Raw genomic sequence first — 17,294 nt, 5'->3', positions numbered from 1 at the left:
GGGAGGGGACTGAAACCTTAATTACCTACCTGCTCGCTGAAACCGCGTTAGTAAGTTTTACAAAATCCTCTACACTCAATCTTTCCGCACGAAGATCGAGGACAGGTTCATCAGTCAATTTTTCTTTGTTGATGAGTGATGATATGGCGTTGCGCAGGGTTTTGCGGCGCTGATTAAAACCCGCTTTTACTATCTGCCAAAATAGTTTCTCGTCGCAATCAAGTGTTTGTTTATCGTTGCGTGTAAGCCTGATCACTGCCGAAAGCACCTTGGGCGGAGGATTAAATACACCGGCCTTCACCGTAAACAGGTATTCCACTTTATAATAGGCTTGTAAAAACACGCTGAGTATACCATATTCCTTGCTGCCTGGTTTGGCGGCACAGCGTTCAGCAACCTCTTTCTGGAACATGCCCACTACCTCAACCACCTGCTGGCGGTTGTCAAGCACCTTAAAAAGTATTTGCGATGAGATGTTATAGGGGAAATTACCGATAATGGCAAAGTTTTCGGGAAAAATGCTTTTAAAATCAAGCTCCAGAAAATCGGCATTGATAAGGCGGGTACCTAATTGCGGGTATTTTTTTTTCAGAAAATCGTACGATTCGGTATCAATATCAATGAGTGATGTTTCGTACTCGCTTTTTTGCAGCAGAAAATTAGACAGTACACCCATGCCCGGCCCCACCTCAAGCACATGGCCGAAACGCCCTTCGGGTTTCAGGCTGTCAACTATCTTTGCTGCTATGTTTTTATCAGTAAGAAAATGTTGCCCTAAATGTTTTTTTGCCCTTACCAATGTCATTATTAATCAAATATTTGAGCAAATTAAATCATATTTGTGCTTTTATCAGGAACTATAAGCTTAAAATCTTTTATTTGCAGGTGTAAAGATAGGTTAAAGGCGAAAGGTTAAAGGTAAAAGCTTTACTTTAAGTACTGAGCTTTTATAAACCATTAATAATCATCACTGTTAAAATTCTGTGTAATCATTGGGCAATCGGTGAAATCACGAACTAATCGGTGAAATCAACATATAAAAATGAGCGATAAATTAAAAATTGGGATCAGCATTGGCGATGTAAACGGCATCGGTTTAGAGATAATTATTAAAACTTTGGCCGATAGTAAGATTTATGATTATTGTACGCCTATTGTTTACGGGCATACCAAAGTGGCTTCGTTCCACCGCCGCGCGACCCAGATTAATGAGCTTAATTTTTTGGTGATCAATGATCCTTCACAAACTCATTTTCGCAAACCTAACATGATCAACTGTTGGGAAGAGGATGTAAAGATTGATATAGGGCAGGTTACGGAAGCAGGAGGCAAGTACGCTTTTAAATCATTGGAGCGCGCTGTTTATGACCTGAAGGAAGGTTATATAGATGCATTGGTTACCGCTCCTATTAACAAGGATAATATACAGAACGATAAATTCCACTTTCCCGGCCATACCGAATATTTACAGCAATACGATGGTGCTGCCGAATCGCTGATGTTTTTAGTGAGCGATACTTTACGTGTTGGCGTGGTTACAGGCCATATCCCGGTATCAAAAATTGCCGAAAGCATTACCCCGGAAAAAATATTGGCTAAACTGAAACTGATGAACCACAGTTTGCAAAATGATTTTTGGGTACGCAAACCAAAAATTGCGGTATTAGGCCTTAACCCGCACGCTGGCGATAACGGCCTTATCGGCAGCGAAGAAAAAGATATCATTATACCTGCTATTGAAGAAGCCCGCTCAAATAATATACTGGCATTTGGCCCATACTCGGCCGATGGTTTTTTCGCAAATGGCACTTACTTGCAGTTCGATGCTGTACTGGCTATGTATCACGACCAGGGCCTGATCCCTTTTAAACAGATCGCCTTTGAAACAGGTGTTAATTTTACAGCCGGGCTAAACTTTGTGCGCACTTCGCCCGATCATGGAACTGCGTATGATATAGCAGGAAAAAACCAGGCTTCTGAGGTTTCCTTCCGCGAAGCGCTGTTTACAGCTATCCACATTGTAAAGAACCGCAGGGAAGGGCTCGAACTTAATGAAAATCCACTTTTATTCAGCAAGCTAAGCCGCGACAGAGATTAAAAAAGCCTTGTAATAGTAATGTTTTAATTTAATTACCGTTAAATTAAAACATTTACGCTGCTTGTTGCATTTACATGACTGAATGAATAATTTTCTTAGCCGCATACGTTCAATAGATGCATTCCGCGCTGTAACAATGTTCCTCATGATATTTGTGAATGACCTGGATGGCATTCCGAATACCCCAACATGGCTTAAACACGCGGGCTCAAATGTTGATGCGCTGGGTTTGGCCGACACTATTTTTCCCGCGTTTTTATTTATAGTCGGGCTTTCGATTCCCTTTGCTTTTCAAAACAGGTTAAAGCAGGGCGATAATTTCAAACTATTATCACGGATAGTGAGCCGCTCATTCGCGCTCATTTTTATAGGTTTTTTCCATGCCAACATGGAAACCTACAATGAAGCTGCCACCTTGTTACCCAAACCAGTTTGGGAAAGCCTGGTTACATTCAGCTTCTTCTTTATTTTTTTAGATTACGGCAAGGACACGTCACCCACTAAACGTTATTTGCTGCAGGGCTTCGGTATATTGTTACTTGCAGGCATGGCGTTGCTATATCGTACCAGCGACCCCGGGCATACTTGGCTTCACTTTACCTGGTGGGGTATTTTAGGCCTGATAGGCTGGTCATACATGCTTTGCGCACTTATCTATTACTATTCCGACGGGCATTTATGGGTACAACTGGCGGCCTGGATGTTCTTCATTTTCTTTAACCTGGATGTGCATTTCGGCTTTCTTGATTTTATCGACAAGCTGCAGGGCTATATCTGGATTGCGGGTAATGGCGCCATGCAATCGTTCACCATGGCAGGGGTATTTATTTCTGTATTGTACATGCGCCTCAAGGCCAATAATGAAATGAAGATGCTTTGGGTGGCCATGATCCTGATTGCAATAATTTTGTTTAACCTGGGCTTTATAGTACGCTATTTTAGTGGCGGCATTTCCAAAGAACGCGATACCCCTTCATGGGTGCTCATTTGTACCGGCATTAGTTTGGTGGTATATGCTTTCTTTATTTTCCTGGTTGATGTTAAAAATAAATACAACTGGTTTAAGGTGATAGAGCCCGCCGGCACCAACACTTTTACCTGTTACATAGTGCCCTTCCTATTTTATCCCATATATGAAATGAGCAGGATAGGCTACCCCGAATACCTGAGCCAGGGCACCGGGGGCCTCATAAAATGCATTGTATTTGCTTTTGTAATGGTATGGCTCACGGGGTTATTGGATAAAATCAATATCCGGATTAAGATATAAGCTGACTGTTTACTTTATTTTGATGAGATATGTTCCACTAAAGTTTTTTATATCTGGGTTTCCTTTTTTTGAACGATCAAAGTAAATACTGCTGAATTGAAATACTACAGTATAACCGGGCGTTTGTCTGGTTACCTGCATCAGATTTGCTGGCAGCTCATAGCCTTTTGGCATATAAAGGTTATCTTTATTCTTTTTGCTACGATATTTTTCGAGCGTAGTAGTATCGGTCATCATTTTATTCACAATCTCAATGGGATCAAATTTAACTATATCGTTATTAAGCATTAAGCTGCACCTGTGTGTTTCGGCAAAATAAACTTGCTTTATAGTGATGCCATTATAGTTATTAATCACAGTATCTGCCCCCAGGTTGCTTGCAAGTTCAATATCATATCCTTTAACAACCGTGATATTTTCTTTTTGACTAAACACATAGCTTTCGCTCTCTGAAAAATCGGTTGTTGTCTTAGCAAAGGGATAATAATAATCACTGAAACGGCCTAGGCCCAATTGTTTTTTTGCCCATTGATATTTTAAAGTCCTTAACCCCTCCCTGTCAACCAGCAGGTTGTTGTACTCCCCCTTTTGTTTTGCTAATGAATCAGCAACTATGTTTAAATCTCTTTTAAAATAGGGTTGCAAGCCCTTTAGGTCGTAATGATAAATGAAATAGCTGAGCCTGCTTGCGCCGAGGCTTCCTTCCTTCATGTTGATTTTTGTGCTATCAACAAGTGTCAGCTTTCCATCTTTAAATCCATTATGCTTTTTAAAAAAGCTAATCACCATACCCCTTTGCGAATACATACTCATGGTAAATGCACTTTGTGGCCCGTAGATACTAAGCAGGGTTAGCATGCAGAGTGAGATGGGAATGATCTTAATATTCTGTTTTTTAAACAGTAAAAAATAAAGCGAGATGAACAGCAGCCACAAAGCAAGTGCTATCAAAAAATACCTGAATTCGGTAACGCCATAGCTAAATACCCTTGTGCCAACGGCAACAAACAGCAATATCTGCAATGGGATTAATAAAAAGTAAAAGCTGCGGGTATAGGTTTTGAGCCATTTGTTTTCGTTTTGCTCGCGGATGGGGTATACCAACAGGAGCGATAATATGCCAAATACGGCATAACCTAATATCAGGTTTGATACAAGGCCTTTGGGCAGCTTCCATTCAATGAGTATTTTGATTTCATAAGCCAGTAAAATGAGCACATATACTGTTGATAGCGGGATGAGTACATATTGGGTGAAGATCTTTAGGCCTTTGGGGTAGCTTTCATCTTCATTAAGCGCGCGAGTGTTTGTTGGTACTCCCGCTAAAAAGAAGGTAGTAGTGAACATCCCTGTGATCCATACCCATAAAATCTGATAAGTATCCCACTCAAACTTAAAATTAAACAGAAAGTTGGTAGCTCCTATTGCTGCGGCCAGCCCAGCAAACAATACTACGCCATACAGCATACATGCCAAAAAGCGTAAAAAAAGAGTTTTATTAAACTGCCAAAATCCTCGTATCTGGCCTTTGCCGGTAAAGGCAGCAAAAGAAACCATTAAATGAAAAGCCAGGCTAAGCAAAAAGAACCGGGTATAATCTGCCTGTCGTTCGGGGGGATTAATAATAAATATGAACAGTACAGCTATCACAGCCGCTGCAATTTTTGCTAATACTATTTTGGTTGTTTTCCATCCTTTGCTTTGCGTGTACAGCGTAGCTGAAAGACTAAGCAGGAAACCAAGGTTGGCTATCATGATAGTGCGCATGCACCAGTTTTCGCTTATACGGTTAAGGTGATTAAGTTCGATCTCTATAGTAGCTGCTATGGTGCCAGCTAAGGCAAAAAGTGTTTCAAACGGATAACGTTTAATGGTATTTACCGCGCTTTGTAACAGGTTTTTTAATGACGGGAATTTCATTTGTGTGAGGTTTAGGAACTAATGTAGTATTTATTTGTGTTTTTGAGGTTCGGTTTGAAGTTTTACTTCTTGCAGAATGATGAAAATGTAAAATATATGTATTAAAAATCAAACCAATACCACGGTTAATTGCATTTAACACATTAGTGTTTATATTTGCGTTCGCAAAAAAACATCATTTTACGATAATGAGAGAAATACAATTCAGAGAAGCGCTAAGAGAGGCCATGGTCGAAGAAATGCGCAGCGACGAGAATATATACCTGATGGGTGAAGAGGTTGCCGAATATAACGGCGCGTACAAAGTAAGCCAGGGAATGCTGGACGAATTTGGCGCAAAGCGTGTTATAGATACGCCCATCTCTGAATTGGGTTTCGCCGGTATCGGCATCGGCTCGGCAATGAACGGCTTACGCCCTATCATCGAGTTCATGACTTTCAACTTTTCACTGGTAGCTATCGACCAGATCATCAATGGCGCTGCCAAAATGATGTCAATGAGCGGCGGCCAGTTTTCGGTGCCGATTGTTTTCCGCGGCCCTACCGGTAATGCAGGTATGCTTAGCTCACAGCACAGCCAGTGCTTTGAAAACTGGTATGCCAACTGCCCTGGCTTAAAAGTGGTTGTACCATCAAACCCATACGATGCTAAAGGTTTATTAAAATCAGCCATCCTTGATCCTGATCCGGTTATTTTTATGGAGTCGGAATTAATGTATGGCGATAAAGGTGAAGTGCCTGAAGAAACTTACTATATCCCATTGGGTAAAGCAAAAGTTGTTAAAGAAGGTACTGATGTTACTTTAGTTGGCTTTGGCAAGATCATGAAAGTGGTTGTTGCAGCCGCTGCCGAACTTGAAAAAGAAGGTATCCACGCTGAAGTGATCGACCTGCGCACTGTACGCCCTATCGATTATGCTACAGTTATTGAATCGGTAAAGAAAACAAACCGCCTGGTAATTATTGAAGAAAGCTGGCCGTTAGGTTCAATTGCTACCGAGGTTGCTTTTAAAGTTCAAAAAGACGCGTTTGATTACCTTGACGCGCCGATCCTGCGTATCATGGGCGGTGACGTTCCGCTTCCTTACGCCCCAACTTTGATTCAGGAGTACCTGCCAAACCCTGAAAGGGTGATCAAAGCGGTTAAAGAAGTAATGTACGTTACCAAGTAATCGTTTTAATATAAAATATGTAAGAGCCCGGTATTCTCATACCGGGCTCTTTATTTTTTGAAACTTTATTTTAGCTGCCCGCTTTGCCACATTTCAATCATCTTAACAGCTATTATTGGGGGATTTGCAAAAAATGCCTACTTTTAAAAATTAACATTTTTGAACATGCGATACACCTACTTTAAAGCATTTAAACCCTTATTTTTTATTGTATCGGCGCTGGTATTAACCGGCAATGTTGCTTCGGCACAAACCCAGGCGGCCGCTGCCACCGCAGCTCCGGCCGCGGCTCCGGTAACCGGGGTACAAACCTTTATTGATAAGTTTTTTAAAGAATACGACAAGCAAGGCACAGCCCGTGCAGTGATTGATATTTTTAAAAGCAATAAGCAGATGGATTCAACCCGGCTTACCGGGATTATTGTCAAAATAGATTCCATGCGCAGTGTAATAGGCAAATATCTCGGCAAGGACCTGATCATGCAGCGGAAGGCTTCAAACAGCCTGGTACTGTACAGCTATCTGCTTAAACACGAAGGCCAACCGGCCCGCATGACATTTATGTTTTACAAACCCAAAAATGAATGGGAGATCTACCGCCTCTACTTTGATGTAGACGTTGACGGTGAACTTGCAGAATCATCAAGAGTAACGGGGAAACCATAAAAGAGGTAAAAGGACAAAGGTGAAGGGTAAAAGGTTTTTTTTGTAAAGCGTAACAAAACCTTTCACCTTTATCCTTTCGCCTTTAACCTAAAAAAATTAATCTACTAATATATTCTCGCCAAACTTTTGCGAAACCGTGGTATCCCCGCGGTTTTCAATTTTTATCACCAGCGAATTGTCATACGGAATTTTTTCAATCAACTGAATTTTTGTGCCTATCCCTATGTTCAACCGTTGAAGGTATTGCAAAAATGAACTGCTGGTATCGCGCACGGCGGCAACATGGCTTTGGGAACCAGGTTTAAGCTCAGAAAGGCTTACGGAATAAGATTTAGGCACTTTACCGTTCGCCTTTGGTATAGGGTCACCATGTGGGTCATATTCAGGAAAGCCCAGGAATTTATCCAGCCTGTCGGCAAGGGTAGCATCGTTAATGTGTTCCAGTTCTTCGGCTATATCGTGGATCTCATCCCAGTGATAGCCTAATTTCTCCAGTAAAAAAACTTCCCAAAGGCGATGGCGGCGTACAATTAATGTAGCATCCTTTAAGCCTTGCTGGGTTAGCCTTACGCCATTTTTTTTATCATATTCTATCAATTGTTTTTCGGTAAGCTTACGGATCATATCTACCACTGAGGCCGGGTTATTGCTGAGTGATTCGGCAATGGCGGTGGGTGTTATTTTAAAATCCTTCCCTTGTAATGCAAGGCGATAAATAGCTTTTAAATAGTTTTCTTCCGAAAGCGTATACATCAGTAATCAATTTGATAAAACACAAACATAAGCAAAAGTAAAGCGCTTATTACATCCTGAACGTTAGGTAGTGCCCCGGCTTAAAAGAAAATACTCCGGATAAACTTTTGAAGATTGGTTTTAATTATAATTGTATATGGATATTCAACTTTGTATTCTTCTGCAAAATCCTCCGGCGGGGGTAGATTTCGGAATTCAAAAGGGCAGCGGAAACAGATATGAAACCATTCAGACACAACGGTCCGATGGGCTGGATATCCAATTTAATCTGACGATCCAATTAAAAAGCGATCCGCAGAAGATCAATGATCCTCGATTTTCGGGGCCGTTTGTACAGGGAAAGCCCGCAAGCCAATTCCTTTATATTGACGTTGGTGAATATGCAGGCCAGGTGGGAGGCTGGAGCCGCAGAGTTAAAGTTCCACTTTCCGGAGTAACCTGGGACATGATAACCCAGCTTGGCCACCATTCGACTGCATTCCTTATAACGAGCTTTCCGGGAACAGCAAAAGACGGCAGTCCCATTTGTGCTACGGTCAAACCATTTGAAGGCTGGAAGGTAAATATGCCTTAAACTGAGCCTCAATGAACTTATAGATATGCCCTGGAAACAAAATAGGCCTCCTTTTCAGGAAGCCTATGCTATATAATAATGTTTATTAGTGATGTCCGTGACCACCGCCGTGACCATGTCCGCCGTCACCACCGTGACCGCCACCATGACCATGATCACCGCCACCGTGCCATCCGCCTCTGTTTGGGTTACCGCCATGCCATCCGCGGTCGCCGCCGCGCCAGTGATTGGCATATCTTACATCACGGCTGTTGCGGATGATCACCTGATCATGACGGCCGCGATAGCCGGAATAATGATCCCTGTAGTACGCGTTGCGTATCCAAGGGTTACGCTCATTTACCACAACTTTATATCCATTGTAAACATTATAGTTACGATACCTTACAGGTAAATACCTGCGGTGTACCCATACGTTGTTTTCATAGTAAATATAATTATGGGTTGGCACATCGTAGTAAGCATCAATGTCAGGCATGTAATAGTAGTCAACATGATCATAGCCTACAGGCCCCCAATCGGGCTGGCTGCCTATGTTGATACCCAAACCAATACTAACCTGTGCAGAAGCTATTTTTGCAGAGAAGCAACTTAACAAAATAACTACCGATAAAATCATCTTTTTCATAACGCGTGTAATAAGTTATATTTATATGACTATGGTTAAAGCCCATGGTTTAACCTGTCTCAATATCTGTTGCTCCATTTATTCAAAACAAATGCCATTGTAATGGCAACCTTAGTGTAATGAAGCAAGCTCAATTAATTGCAACACAGCAAATGTTAGTTATTTTCCGTCTTAATTAAATGAGCAATATTCCAAATTAAAAAAACTGTTTTTTGTTATCATTCGGTTAATAATGATATGGCAAATAAAAGCTTTCCGGGATTCCCGGAGCCCTGCTTTAGCCCTTGAAATACTGTATGCAAAAACATACGAAAATAGCTGCATAAAAAAAGCCACCCTAACCGGGTGGCTTGAAATTGATAGCTAAACTACAATTATTGTTTAGGCGGCGCGGGCTGATCGGCCGGTGCTTTGCCTATCAGGTCCATAAATTGATCCAATTTTGGTGTTATGATAATTTGAGTACGCCTGTTTTGTGCTTTACCGCTCGGGGTTGAGTTATCCGCGATAGGATTATACTCACCACGGCCACCGGCAGTTAAACGTTTAGGATCAACCTGGTAAGTGGTTTGCAGGGCCTGCACTACTGATGAGGCACGTAAAGCACTTAAATCCCAGTTGTTGCGGATGTTTTTCTGCGAGATAGGAACATTATCCGTATTACCTTCAATCAGCACATCATAATTGCTATAGTCCATAATGATCTTGGCTATCTTGCTTAAAGTAGCGCCAGCCTTATCAGATATTTCATAACTACCTGATTTATATAACATGTTATCAGATAATGAAATGTAAACCACTCCCTTCAATACCTTTACATCAACATCCTGGGTTTCCTGCGGAGTTAATGAGCGGGTAAGGTTGTTGGTCAACACCATGTTAAGCGAATCGCTTTTGTTTTTAGCGTTAACCAACTGCTGTATATAGCGGTTTGAAGCATTGATCTCATCAACCAGCTTTGATATATTCACATTGCCCTGGCTGCTTGAGTTTAAACATTTGTTCAAGGCATCCTGCAAAGCGGTTACATTTGTTTTTTGCTGCTCAATTTGCTCTTCAAGGCTTTTGTTACGGCCACGTGCCACGGCAAGGGCCTGTTCGCTGGTTTGGTATTTAATGCTCAGGTCTTTGGTGCTGTTCTGCAATTGGGTGTAATTAGCATCCAGCTCTTTGTATTTTTTGCTGCTTACACAGCTTTGGCCTAATACTGCTGTTACAAGCAGGGCCAAAATGGATATTCGATATTTCATAGTGTAATTTGATTTAAATCGTTTAACAATAAATCGGTTAGCTAAGTAACGAATATAATGTCCGTTTATAGCTAACCTATACAGGTAAACTATTAAAGTTAACCGGAATGTGACATAAAGGGGCAACTTTTGTGCCGAAGGCCAACTATGCCCCTTAAGGGAAGATATAAGGGGAATTGCAAGAAAAAAGGGCTGTCCTTTTTGGGGGACAGTCCTTCATAAAAACAATCAAAATTATAACAATACAAAAACTTAATCGCGGTGGCCATTGCCGTGATTGTCGTGACCATCATGTCCGCGTTTATTACCATTTGATTTTTGTTTTACGTCAACCCTGCGCACGGTTTTACGTTCAACCCAATGGTTACGGTATTTTTCATCGCGGCTATCACGAATTACAACCTGATCATGACGGCCTTTGTATGAAGCATATTTACGTTTGTAAACATCGTTCCTAACCCAAGGGGTGCGCTCGTTAACTACTACCTTGTAGCTGCGGTAAACATCAAAGTTGCCAAAGCGCGGCGGCAACATAGCGCCATGCACCCAAACATTGTTATCATAATAAACATACTGATGGGCATTGATATCGTAATAAGCGTCAATATCGGGCAGGTAATAATAATCTACATGGTCATAACCTACAGGCCCCCATGCCGGCTGACTGCCTATGTTGATATTTAAGCTTATTTGCGCGCCGGCTATTTTTACGGTTAAGCTGCTTAATAATATGGCAGCTGTTAAAATTATCTTTTTCATTTGGTGTTATTGTTTGTTTGTAAGTATATGACAATAACAAGCCATAAAAGTTTAACTCCCTTACCTATTGCAAGGGGTAACTAATTGGATACAATGTGTGTTTTGAATTGAAACAGATTGGTGTTCAGCCTATTCGTCGTCGTCATCTTTGTCGGCTGCTTTTTTAGCTGCCATGGCCAATACAGGTTTTCCGATAACTTTATAGCTGCCTTCACCTTTTAATATTGATGCCAGCTGGGCTTTATCCTGCATAGTTTTTACGCTTTGCGCAAGTTCCTTATCGTATTTAAAGTTGGTTTCGTAACGGCCTTTTTCGTAGTAATAGCGTGACGCTATTTCGTTTTCAAGTACTTGCTTTATTTCGTCTTTATGTTGAACAAGATCGTTCTTTTTGCTGGCAATAAGTTTGGTTTTCAAACCTTCATACTCGGCCTGGATATCGTTGAACTGTTTATCCTTCGTGGCTTCAACTTTTAAGGTGGTTAATAATTTTTCGGATGCGGTGGTGTAGCTGTAATTTTTATCGGCCAGGTATTTTATAAAGTCATTGTATTCGCCATCAGATAGCGTAAACGAACGGGCATCGGCAATTTTAGCGTGCTTATCGTGGTAAACGGTGGCATAATCAAATATCAGCAGCTTGCCCACCAATGCCTGGGTAACGTTGGCAAATTTTTCCTGTTTGATAAACAGGTCCGGGTAAATGCCACTGCCGTCATAAACAGAACGGCCGTTTTTTGTTTTAAATTCATGGATCAGCGAATCGGCCACTTTTACCACACTGCCATCGTCCTTACGGTGGGTATAATCCAGCTCCTGGATACAGCGGCCCGAAGGCACATAGTATTTGGCGATGGTAATTTTTACCAGGCTATTGTATGGTAAATTGAAAGTTTGCTGTACCAGTCCCTTACCATAACTGCGCTGCCCGATAATCACCGCGCGGTCGAGGTCCTGCAGGGCGCCGGCAACAATTTCACTCGCCGATGCCGAATGGCTGTTAACCAATACAACTAACGGCAAATCGGGTTCGAGCGGTGCGCTGATGGTGCTGTAAGTAAAGTTCTTTTCCTTTATCTTCCCTTTTTGCGATACAATCTCCACATCTTTCTGCACAAAAAGGTTCACTATTTTTACGGCTTCCTGTAATATACCGCCGCCGTTTGAGCGAAGATCAAGAATGATACCGTTGGGATTTTTCTTTTTTAGCTCCACGAGGGCATTGGTAACTTCGGCAGCCGAATTTTCAAGAAACTTATCCAGTTTAATGTACCCCATGTTGCCACCAACCATGCCAAAGTACGATACATTGGGCTGTTTGATCTCGTCACGAACCAGGTTTTTTTCAAATGGCTGAGGTGTATTATCCCGTTTGATGAACAGTTTTATGGCCGCACCCTTTGAGCCTTTAAGCAACTGGCTTACCTGGTCGTTATTTTTGCCGTTAAGGTCAACATCGTTTATCTTCAGGAGCTGATCGCCGGGGTGTACATCTCCTTTTTGGGCCGGGAAGCCCGCAAACACTTCCGATACAAATACTTTACCGTTACGCAAAAAAATACTGGCACCAATGCCGCCATATTGGGTACTTACGTAATGCAGCTTATAATCTTCAATTTCTGATTCGGGCACAAACTCGGTATAAGGGTCAAGGCCATCGAGCATAGCATCAACACCGGTTTTTACCAGCTTGGCCGAATTGATGTCATCAACGTAATTGATATTAACCTCTTTATAAACAGAGGCAAAAACATCAAGGTTCTTCGAGATCTGGAACAGGTCGTCATTAAAACCCACTATGCCCGCGGCCAGCAATGCAATACCTGCAAATAAGCCTGCTCTTTTGTATCCTTTTTTGAACACTAACCCCTGTTTCATCATTTATCCTCGAAAAAAATAAAAATACAAAAAAGCTATCCAGTTTGTATAACCGCAGTGTCTATTTTACAGTCGGTTGGTATCAATATTCACCAGCGCCTTTTTTAGGGTGAAAACCACATATTTGCGATCGCGGTTTACCAGATCCATCAGTTTGGTAATCAAGCTTTCTTCCTGCCCTTCGCTGTATTTTAACTGCTCGTCTGTAAGGTGGTTGTATTTACGTTGAATCTTAATTTTTACGCGTTCCCAATCCTTGTTGGTAATACTGATTTCAGCCATGTTCAATTTATTTTCAGCAAAAATATAAAAAATACCAAGTTGCTACTGTTAATTGTTTGGCTCGTGTATTGATAATACCTGATACGGCTCAAAAATGGGCCGGGTTATAACCAAAGTAAATTAATAGCGTAGGGCCGTATACAATTTAAAGGATAACGTCCGTTTATGGCTTTACATTTAACATCGAAAATCATGAAAAAGTATCTATTAAGTGCAGTATTGCTGATAGCTGTAAGCATCAGTGCAAAAGCACAATTTTCGTTAGGCGTAAAAGGAGGTGTCAATTTTTCAAAAATTGGCTCCGATAATTTTAACGACAAAAACCTGACCGGTTACCAGGCTGGTTTATTTGCCCGCGTGGGCAACGGCGTTTACTTACAGCCAGAGCTTTACCTGAGCGGCACCGGCGGTAAATTTGAATCAAATGATAATAATACCGCATTTAGTGGCAAGGTAAGGTTCACTAACCTGAATGTGCCATTATTGGTAGGTAAGTCATTTGGCCAAAAAGATCTGAACTTCCGCATTATGGCAGGGCCTATTTATACTTACACGCTTGATCAAAGCACCAGCGTAAGTAATAACGTGGGTAATGCATTCAATGATTTTAACAAAAGCAATATTGGTTTCCAGGCCGGGGCCGGTGTTGATATTGGTTCAATCACTGCCGATTTGCGTTACGAAGGCGGTTTAACCAAAGTTAGCGATAGCTTTGCTAAACGCCAAAACCTTTGGGCACTGAGTGTGGGCTTTAAGATTTTTTAAGTTGATAATGTCTGTGAGGGACATGTTGATTAATATAAAACAGGGCTGTCATAAATCATGAACAGCCCTGTTTTATATCTAATTAAAAGTAATTACCAATGATTAGGTTGTAATCTCTATCTGATGATAGTAACATATCCGCTAAAAGGTTGGGTTTTATTATCCAGTTTAACAATATAATAATAGGTTGATACCGGCAATAATTTTCCTTTATAAGTCCCGTCCCAGGGTTTACCATATCCTTTTGTATCATATACCGCCTGCCCATAACGGGTGAAAATCCTCACAGAACAATTAGGATAGTTGGATAAAGCAGGAATGCTCCAAAAATCATTTACCCCATCGCCATTTGGGCTAAACGTATTGGGTATAGTAACATTTAGAAGTTGTACCGTTATTTTAATTGGGCTACTTGTTACCGGTATGCTACAGGCATCGGTGCTGGTAATTATGCAAGTTACTTCATCATTGTTTTTTAATTGGTTGGTGTTAAATATATAACTGTTGCCATTTGGAGCATTTATGTCGTTTACCTGCCATTGGTAGTTGCTTACCATACTTGCATTTGATGATGTAGCTACAAAACTAACCAGGGCGCCTTCATAAATGTTATTTTCGGAAGCACTTATTGAAACCGTTAATGAAGGACCGGAGTTGCCAATTATGCCTGCTGAAATGACGTTTGATGTTGCATAGGCGTTAACGAGACAGGGGCTGCTGGTATTGGTTATATCGCAGCTCACTTTGTCGTTATTGCTGAGTGTTTTAGTGGTAAAAGTGGGTAATCCATTTCCTGCCGGTATGCCATTAACTTTCCACTGGTAAATTACATTGCCGCCTGCAGGAGTTGGCACCGCTGCGAAGCTGACAGATGTACCGCTGCATACCGGGGTTTGAACGGACGACGTAATAACCACTGATGGGGTTTTATAAGGCAAAAAGATTATGTTGGTTATATTATTTGAACTGGCTGATAACGTGCAGGAGCCAACTTCAGTGATAGTACAGGCGAAAACATCCGTAGTTGTAGCCGAAGTTATTGTGAGTACCGGACTGTTTGTTCCTGTATTTACGCCGTTTATCTGCCATTGATAATTTATTGTGCCGCCCGACGTATTTGTTGGAGTTGCGGTAAAGTTAATGGATGTCCCCTCGCATACAGGACTATTATCGACGGCTATAGTTACTGCCGGGCTAACCGGCAAAATAACGGTTAGCTGCTGTGACACAGGAGTGGCGGCATTGTGCAAGTCGTCGCCGCTTTGATTTGCCGTAATAATAGTGGATCCGGGGCCTGTAATATGGATTAGTCCCTGGGCATTTATGGTAGCGACGGCAGGATTGCTGCTGGTATACATTACAGGTATTGTAGCATTGCTCCTGCTAACATTGGCATTGAAGTCGGTGGTACAGGTAGTTTTGTTTGCAAACGGAGGGAAAACGAGCAAGAGTTTCTCCTTAATCGTAAAAGTTTCAGGAACCGGAGTTGCCGGGTCATAATTATCATTGCCATTTTGCGAAGCAGTTATTACCGTTACACCCGGAGCAATAACATGGATCAAGCCGTTTGCATCTACATAAGCAACAGCGGGATTACTGCTTGTATAGATAATAGGAGTTTCAGTATTTGTACTTGTTGCTCCCGGATGCAGAATATTATCATTATCGATATTCATCGTTTCGGGAGGCGGGAAAGTAATTATTGACGGCAGTTTTTGGCTGTTTGCCGACAATATCGACACGGTGCTGCCTGCGTTGTTTCCAACAATAAGATCGGGCCTGCCACTTCCGTCTATGTCACCCATAACAGCGCTTCTTGGATAATTACCAGTCGCAAAATCCAATTTGTTATTAAAATTAATATTGCCCGACGAACTGCTGTTTATAAGTACCGATATCGAATTATCAACCTGGTTGGTTACGGCAAGGTCTGGTTTACCATCTCCATTGATATCTCCGGCGCAAATACTAAAAGGGTTTTGGCCTGTAGAAAAATCCTGCCTGCTTACAAAAGAAACTGAACCTGCCGAGCTATTGTTTTTCCATACGGAAACACTACCAGGCAAATTATTATCAGCAACTGCAATATCCGGTTTTAAATCTCCATCAAAATCTAAAACTACAACACTTTCAGCCCCTCCGCCACTTGACGGCACGCTGTAGTCAATTTTCGCATCAAAATTGATGGTGCTGCCGGCAGAGGTATTTTTAAATACCGAGACAAAACCGTCCTGACTGGCCACAATAAGATCTGCTTTGCCATCTAAATTTACGTCGGTAGCGCTGATCCCTCTGGAATTGGTTAATGAAGGAAAATCCCTTTCTGCTAAAAAAGAAATCGGGCCGTTTGGCGGCGTTGAATTAGTGTATATCGAAATGTACGACGGATAACTATACTCGTTGGTAACTGCCAGATCAGGTTTACCATCCCCATTAAAATCAGCAATCGCGATAGCGTAGGGACTTTGCCCTGTATTAAATGTAACAGCATTATCAAAATTGATCTGATTATTAGCAGACGTATTTTTGAATATAGAAATAGTGTTGTTGCCAAAGTTTGCAACTACAGCATCTGGTTTACCATCCCCGTCTAAATCATCAACAGCTAAGCCATTTGAATAATTATTTACTGCTTTTTGAGTGGCGAGTGTGAAGACTGGTACACCCAGCTGGCTGTTATTCTTTAAAAACGAAACATTATTGCCGCCACTGTTAACGCATACAATATCGGCCTTACCGTCTCCGTCCAAATCCTTTATGGCAAGACCATAAGGGTAATTACCCGATTGAAAATCAATCTTTCCGTTTAATGAACTGGCAGTAAAAGGTGTACTATTAAACGTTATAATAAAAGGCTGTTTGGAGTAACAGGTAAGTCTATTATTGGTAACAGTAATGGGCTGACAAGTTGCACCTTTGGGAGCGCTAACAGTTAAATGTGTATTACTTGCCGATATAATATTTGCCTTTACCGGTCCAAAATAAACCGTATTACCGGAAGCATTTGCATTAAAGTTGGCGCCATCGAGATTAACAATTGTACCAACAGGACCGCTTGAAGGGGAAAATGCATTTATAGCCGGAGCCTGGCCATTGGCGTTAACTGTTATAAGTAGCAGAAATGATAATAAAAAGGCACCGATCCGTTGTAATATCATAAGAAGTGCAAGGTTCAAGTTCAAAATTTGCACTAAGATATAATATTAAAAACGATCCGAAACCGTCTTAATAATGCCGACGCATTAACCGCAAAATCAAAAAACCGTATCATTTATTTTA

15 protein-coding genes are annotated in these 17,294 nt (G+C 41.5%); 6 read left to right on the top strand and 9 right to left on the bottom strand.

Features of this window, described 5'->3' with window-relative positions; all coding sequences use genetic code 11:
• Window positions 1-25 precede the first annotated feature (25 nt).
• Window positions 26-805 (bottom strand): 16S rRNA (adenine(1518)-N(6)/adenine(1519)-N(6))-dimethyltransferase RsmA, encoded by a 780-nt coding sequence (gene rsmA, locus ACP26M_RS23545; protein ID WP_426583763.1) that lies wholly within the window; start codon window positions 803-805, stop codon window positions 26-28.
• A 237-nt stretch (window positions 806-1,042) separates the two neighbouring features.
• Between rsmA and pdxA the strand changes: the two genes are divergently transcribed.
• Window positions 1,043-2,098: a 4-hydroxythreonine-4-phosphate dehydrogenase PdxA gene (pdxA, locus tag ACP26M_RS23540; protein ID WP_426583761.1), complete on the top strand. Its 1,056-nt coding sequence runs from the start codon at window positions 1,043-1,045 to the stop codon at window positions 2,096-2,098.
• An 82-nt stretch (window positions 2,099-2,180) separates the two neighbouring features.
• On the top strand, window positions 2,181-3,368 hold the full coding sequence (locus ACP26M_RS23535) for a DUF5009 domain-containing protein (protein WP_321556689.1): 1,188 nt from the start codon (window positions 2,181-2,183) through the stop codon (window positions 3,366-3,368).
• A 9-nt stretch (window positions 3,369-3,377) separates the two neighbouring features.
• Here ACP26M_RS23535 and ACP26M_RS23530 read toward each other — a convergent pair whose 3' ends face one another.
• A complete protein-coding gene (locus ACP26M_RS23530; RefSeq protein WP_426583758.1) occupies window positions 3,378-5,288 on the bottom strand; it encodes a DUF4153 domain-containing protein in 1,911 nt (636 codons plus the stop codon).
• 188 nt (window positions 5,289-5,476) lie between these two features.
• Here ACP26M_RS23530 and ACP26M_RS23525 point away from each other — a divergent pair, with 188 nt between their 5' ends.
• Both ACP26M_RS23525 and ACP26M_RS23520 read left to right on the top strand, forming a co-directional pair.
• Entirely contained in the window at window positions 5,477-6,460 is a 984-nt protein-coding gene (locus tag ACP26M_RS23525; protein WP_354484641.1) for a pyruvate dehydrogenase complex E1 component subunit beta, read from the top strand.
• Between the two features lie 165 nt (window positions 6,461-6,625).
• Window positions 6,626-7,126, top strand: a complete 501-nt coding sequence (locus ACP26M_RS23520; protein ID WP_426583756.1) for a hypothetical protein — start codon at window positions 6,626-6,628, stop codon at window positions 7,124-7,126.
• Between the two features lie 96 nt (window positions 7,127-7,222).
• Here ACP26M_RS23520 and ACP26M_RS23515 read toward each other — a convergent pair whose 3' ends face one another.
• Complete coding sequence (locus ACP26M_RS23515; protein ID WP_354484643.1) at window positions 7,223-7,879, bottom strand: metal-dependent transcriptional regulator; 657 nt, start codon at window positions 7,877-7,879, stop codon at window positions 7,223-7,225.
• A 136-nt stretch (window positions 7,880-8,015) separates the two neighbouring features.
• Between ACP26M_RS23515 and ACP26M_RS23510 the strand changes: the two genes are divergently transcribed.
• Window positions 8,016-8,453, top strand: coding sequence for a DUF5990 family protein (locus tag ACP26M_RS23510; RefSeq protein WP_354484645.1), 438 nt, complete (start codon window positions 8,016-8,018; stop codon window positions 8,451-8,453).
• Between the two features lie 85 nt (window positions 8,454-8,538).
• Here the strand turns inward: ACP26M_RS23510 and ACP26M_RS23505 are convergent, their stop codons facing one another.
• The 5 genes from ACP26M_RS23505 to ACP26M_RS23485 all read right to left on the bottom strand — a co-directional run bounded on the left by ACP26M_RS23505 (window position 8,539) and on the right by ACP26M_RS23485 (window position 13,250).
• On the bottom strand, window positions 8,539-9,081 hold the full coding sequence (locus ACP26M_RS23505) for a hypothetical protein (RefSeq protein ID WP_426583754.1): 543 nt from the start codon (window positions 9,079-9,081) through the stop codon (window positions 8,539-8,541).
• A gap of 374 nt (window positions 9,082-9,455) precedes the next feature.
• Window positions 9,456-10,331: an OmpA/MotB family protein gene (locus tag ACP26M_RS23500; RefSeq protein WP_090532131.1), complete on the bottom strand. Its 876-nt coding sequence runs from the start codon at window positions 10,329-10,331 to the stop codon at window positions 9,456-9,458.
• 252 nt (window positions 10,332-10,583) lie between these two features.
• Complete coding sequence (locus ACP26M_RS23495; RefSeq protein WP_426583751.1) at window positions 10,584-11,090, bottom strand: hypothetical protein; 507 nt, start codon at window positions 11,088-11,090, stop codon at window positions 10,584-10,586.
• 129 nt (window positions 11,091-11,219) lie between these two features.
• Window positions 11,220-12,971 (bottom strand): S41 family peptidase, encoded by a 1,752-nt coding sequence (locus tag ACP26M_RS23490; protein ID WP_426583749.1) that lies wholly within the window; start codon window positions 12,969-12,971, stop codon window positions 11,220-11,222.
• A 63-nt stretch (window positions 12,972-13,034) separates the two neighbouring features.
• Window positions 13,035-13,250: a hypothetical protein gene (locus ACP26M_RS23485; RefSeq protein ID WP_090532134.1), complete on the bottom strand. Its 216-nt coding sequence runs from the start codon at window positions 13,248-13,250 to the stop codon at window positions 13,035-13,037.
• A 192-nt stretch (window positions 13,251-13,442) separates the two neighbouring features.
• On the opposite strand from ACP26M_RS23485, the gene ACP26M_RS23480 reads away from it, so the two are divergent.
• Entirely contained in the window at window positions 13,443-14,015 is a 573-nt protein-coding gene (locus ACP26M_RS23480; protein ID WP_091167635.1) for a porin family protein, read from the top strand.
• A 116-nt stretch (window positions 14,016-14,131) separates the two neighbouring features.
• Here the strand turns inward: ACP26M_RS23480 and ACP26M_RS23475 are convergent, their stop codons facing one another.
• The gene (locus ACP26M_RS23475) at window positions 14,132-17,173 is read right to left on the bottom strand and encodes an FG-GAP-like repeat-containing protein (protein ID WP_426583746.1); all 3,042 of its coding nucleotides are present in this window, start codon (window positions 17,171-17,173) and stop codon (window positions 14,132-14,134) included.
• Window positions 17,174-17,294 lie beyond the last annotated feature (121 nt).

Source organism: Mucilaginibacter sp. R-33 (genome assembly GCF_049949235.1).
Lineage (GTDB): Bacteria > Bacteroidota > Bacteroidia > Sphingobacteriales > Sphingobacteriaceae > Mucilaginibacter.
This window is presented reverse-complemented; position numbering and strand designations above follow the sequence as displayed.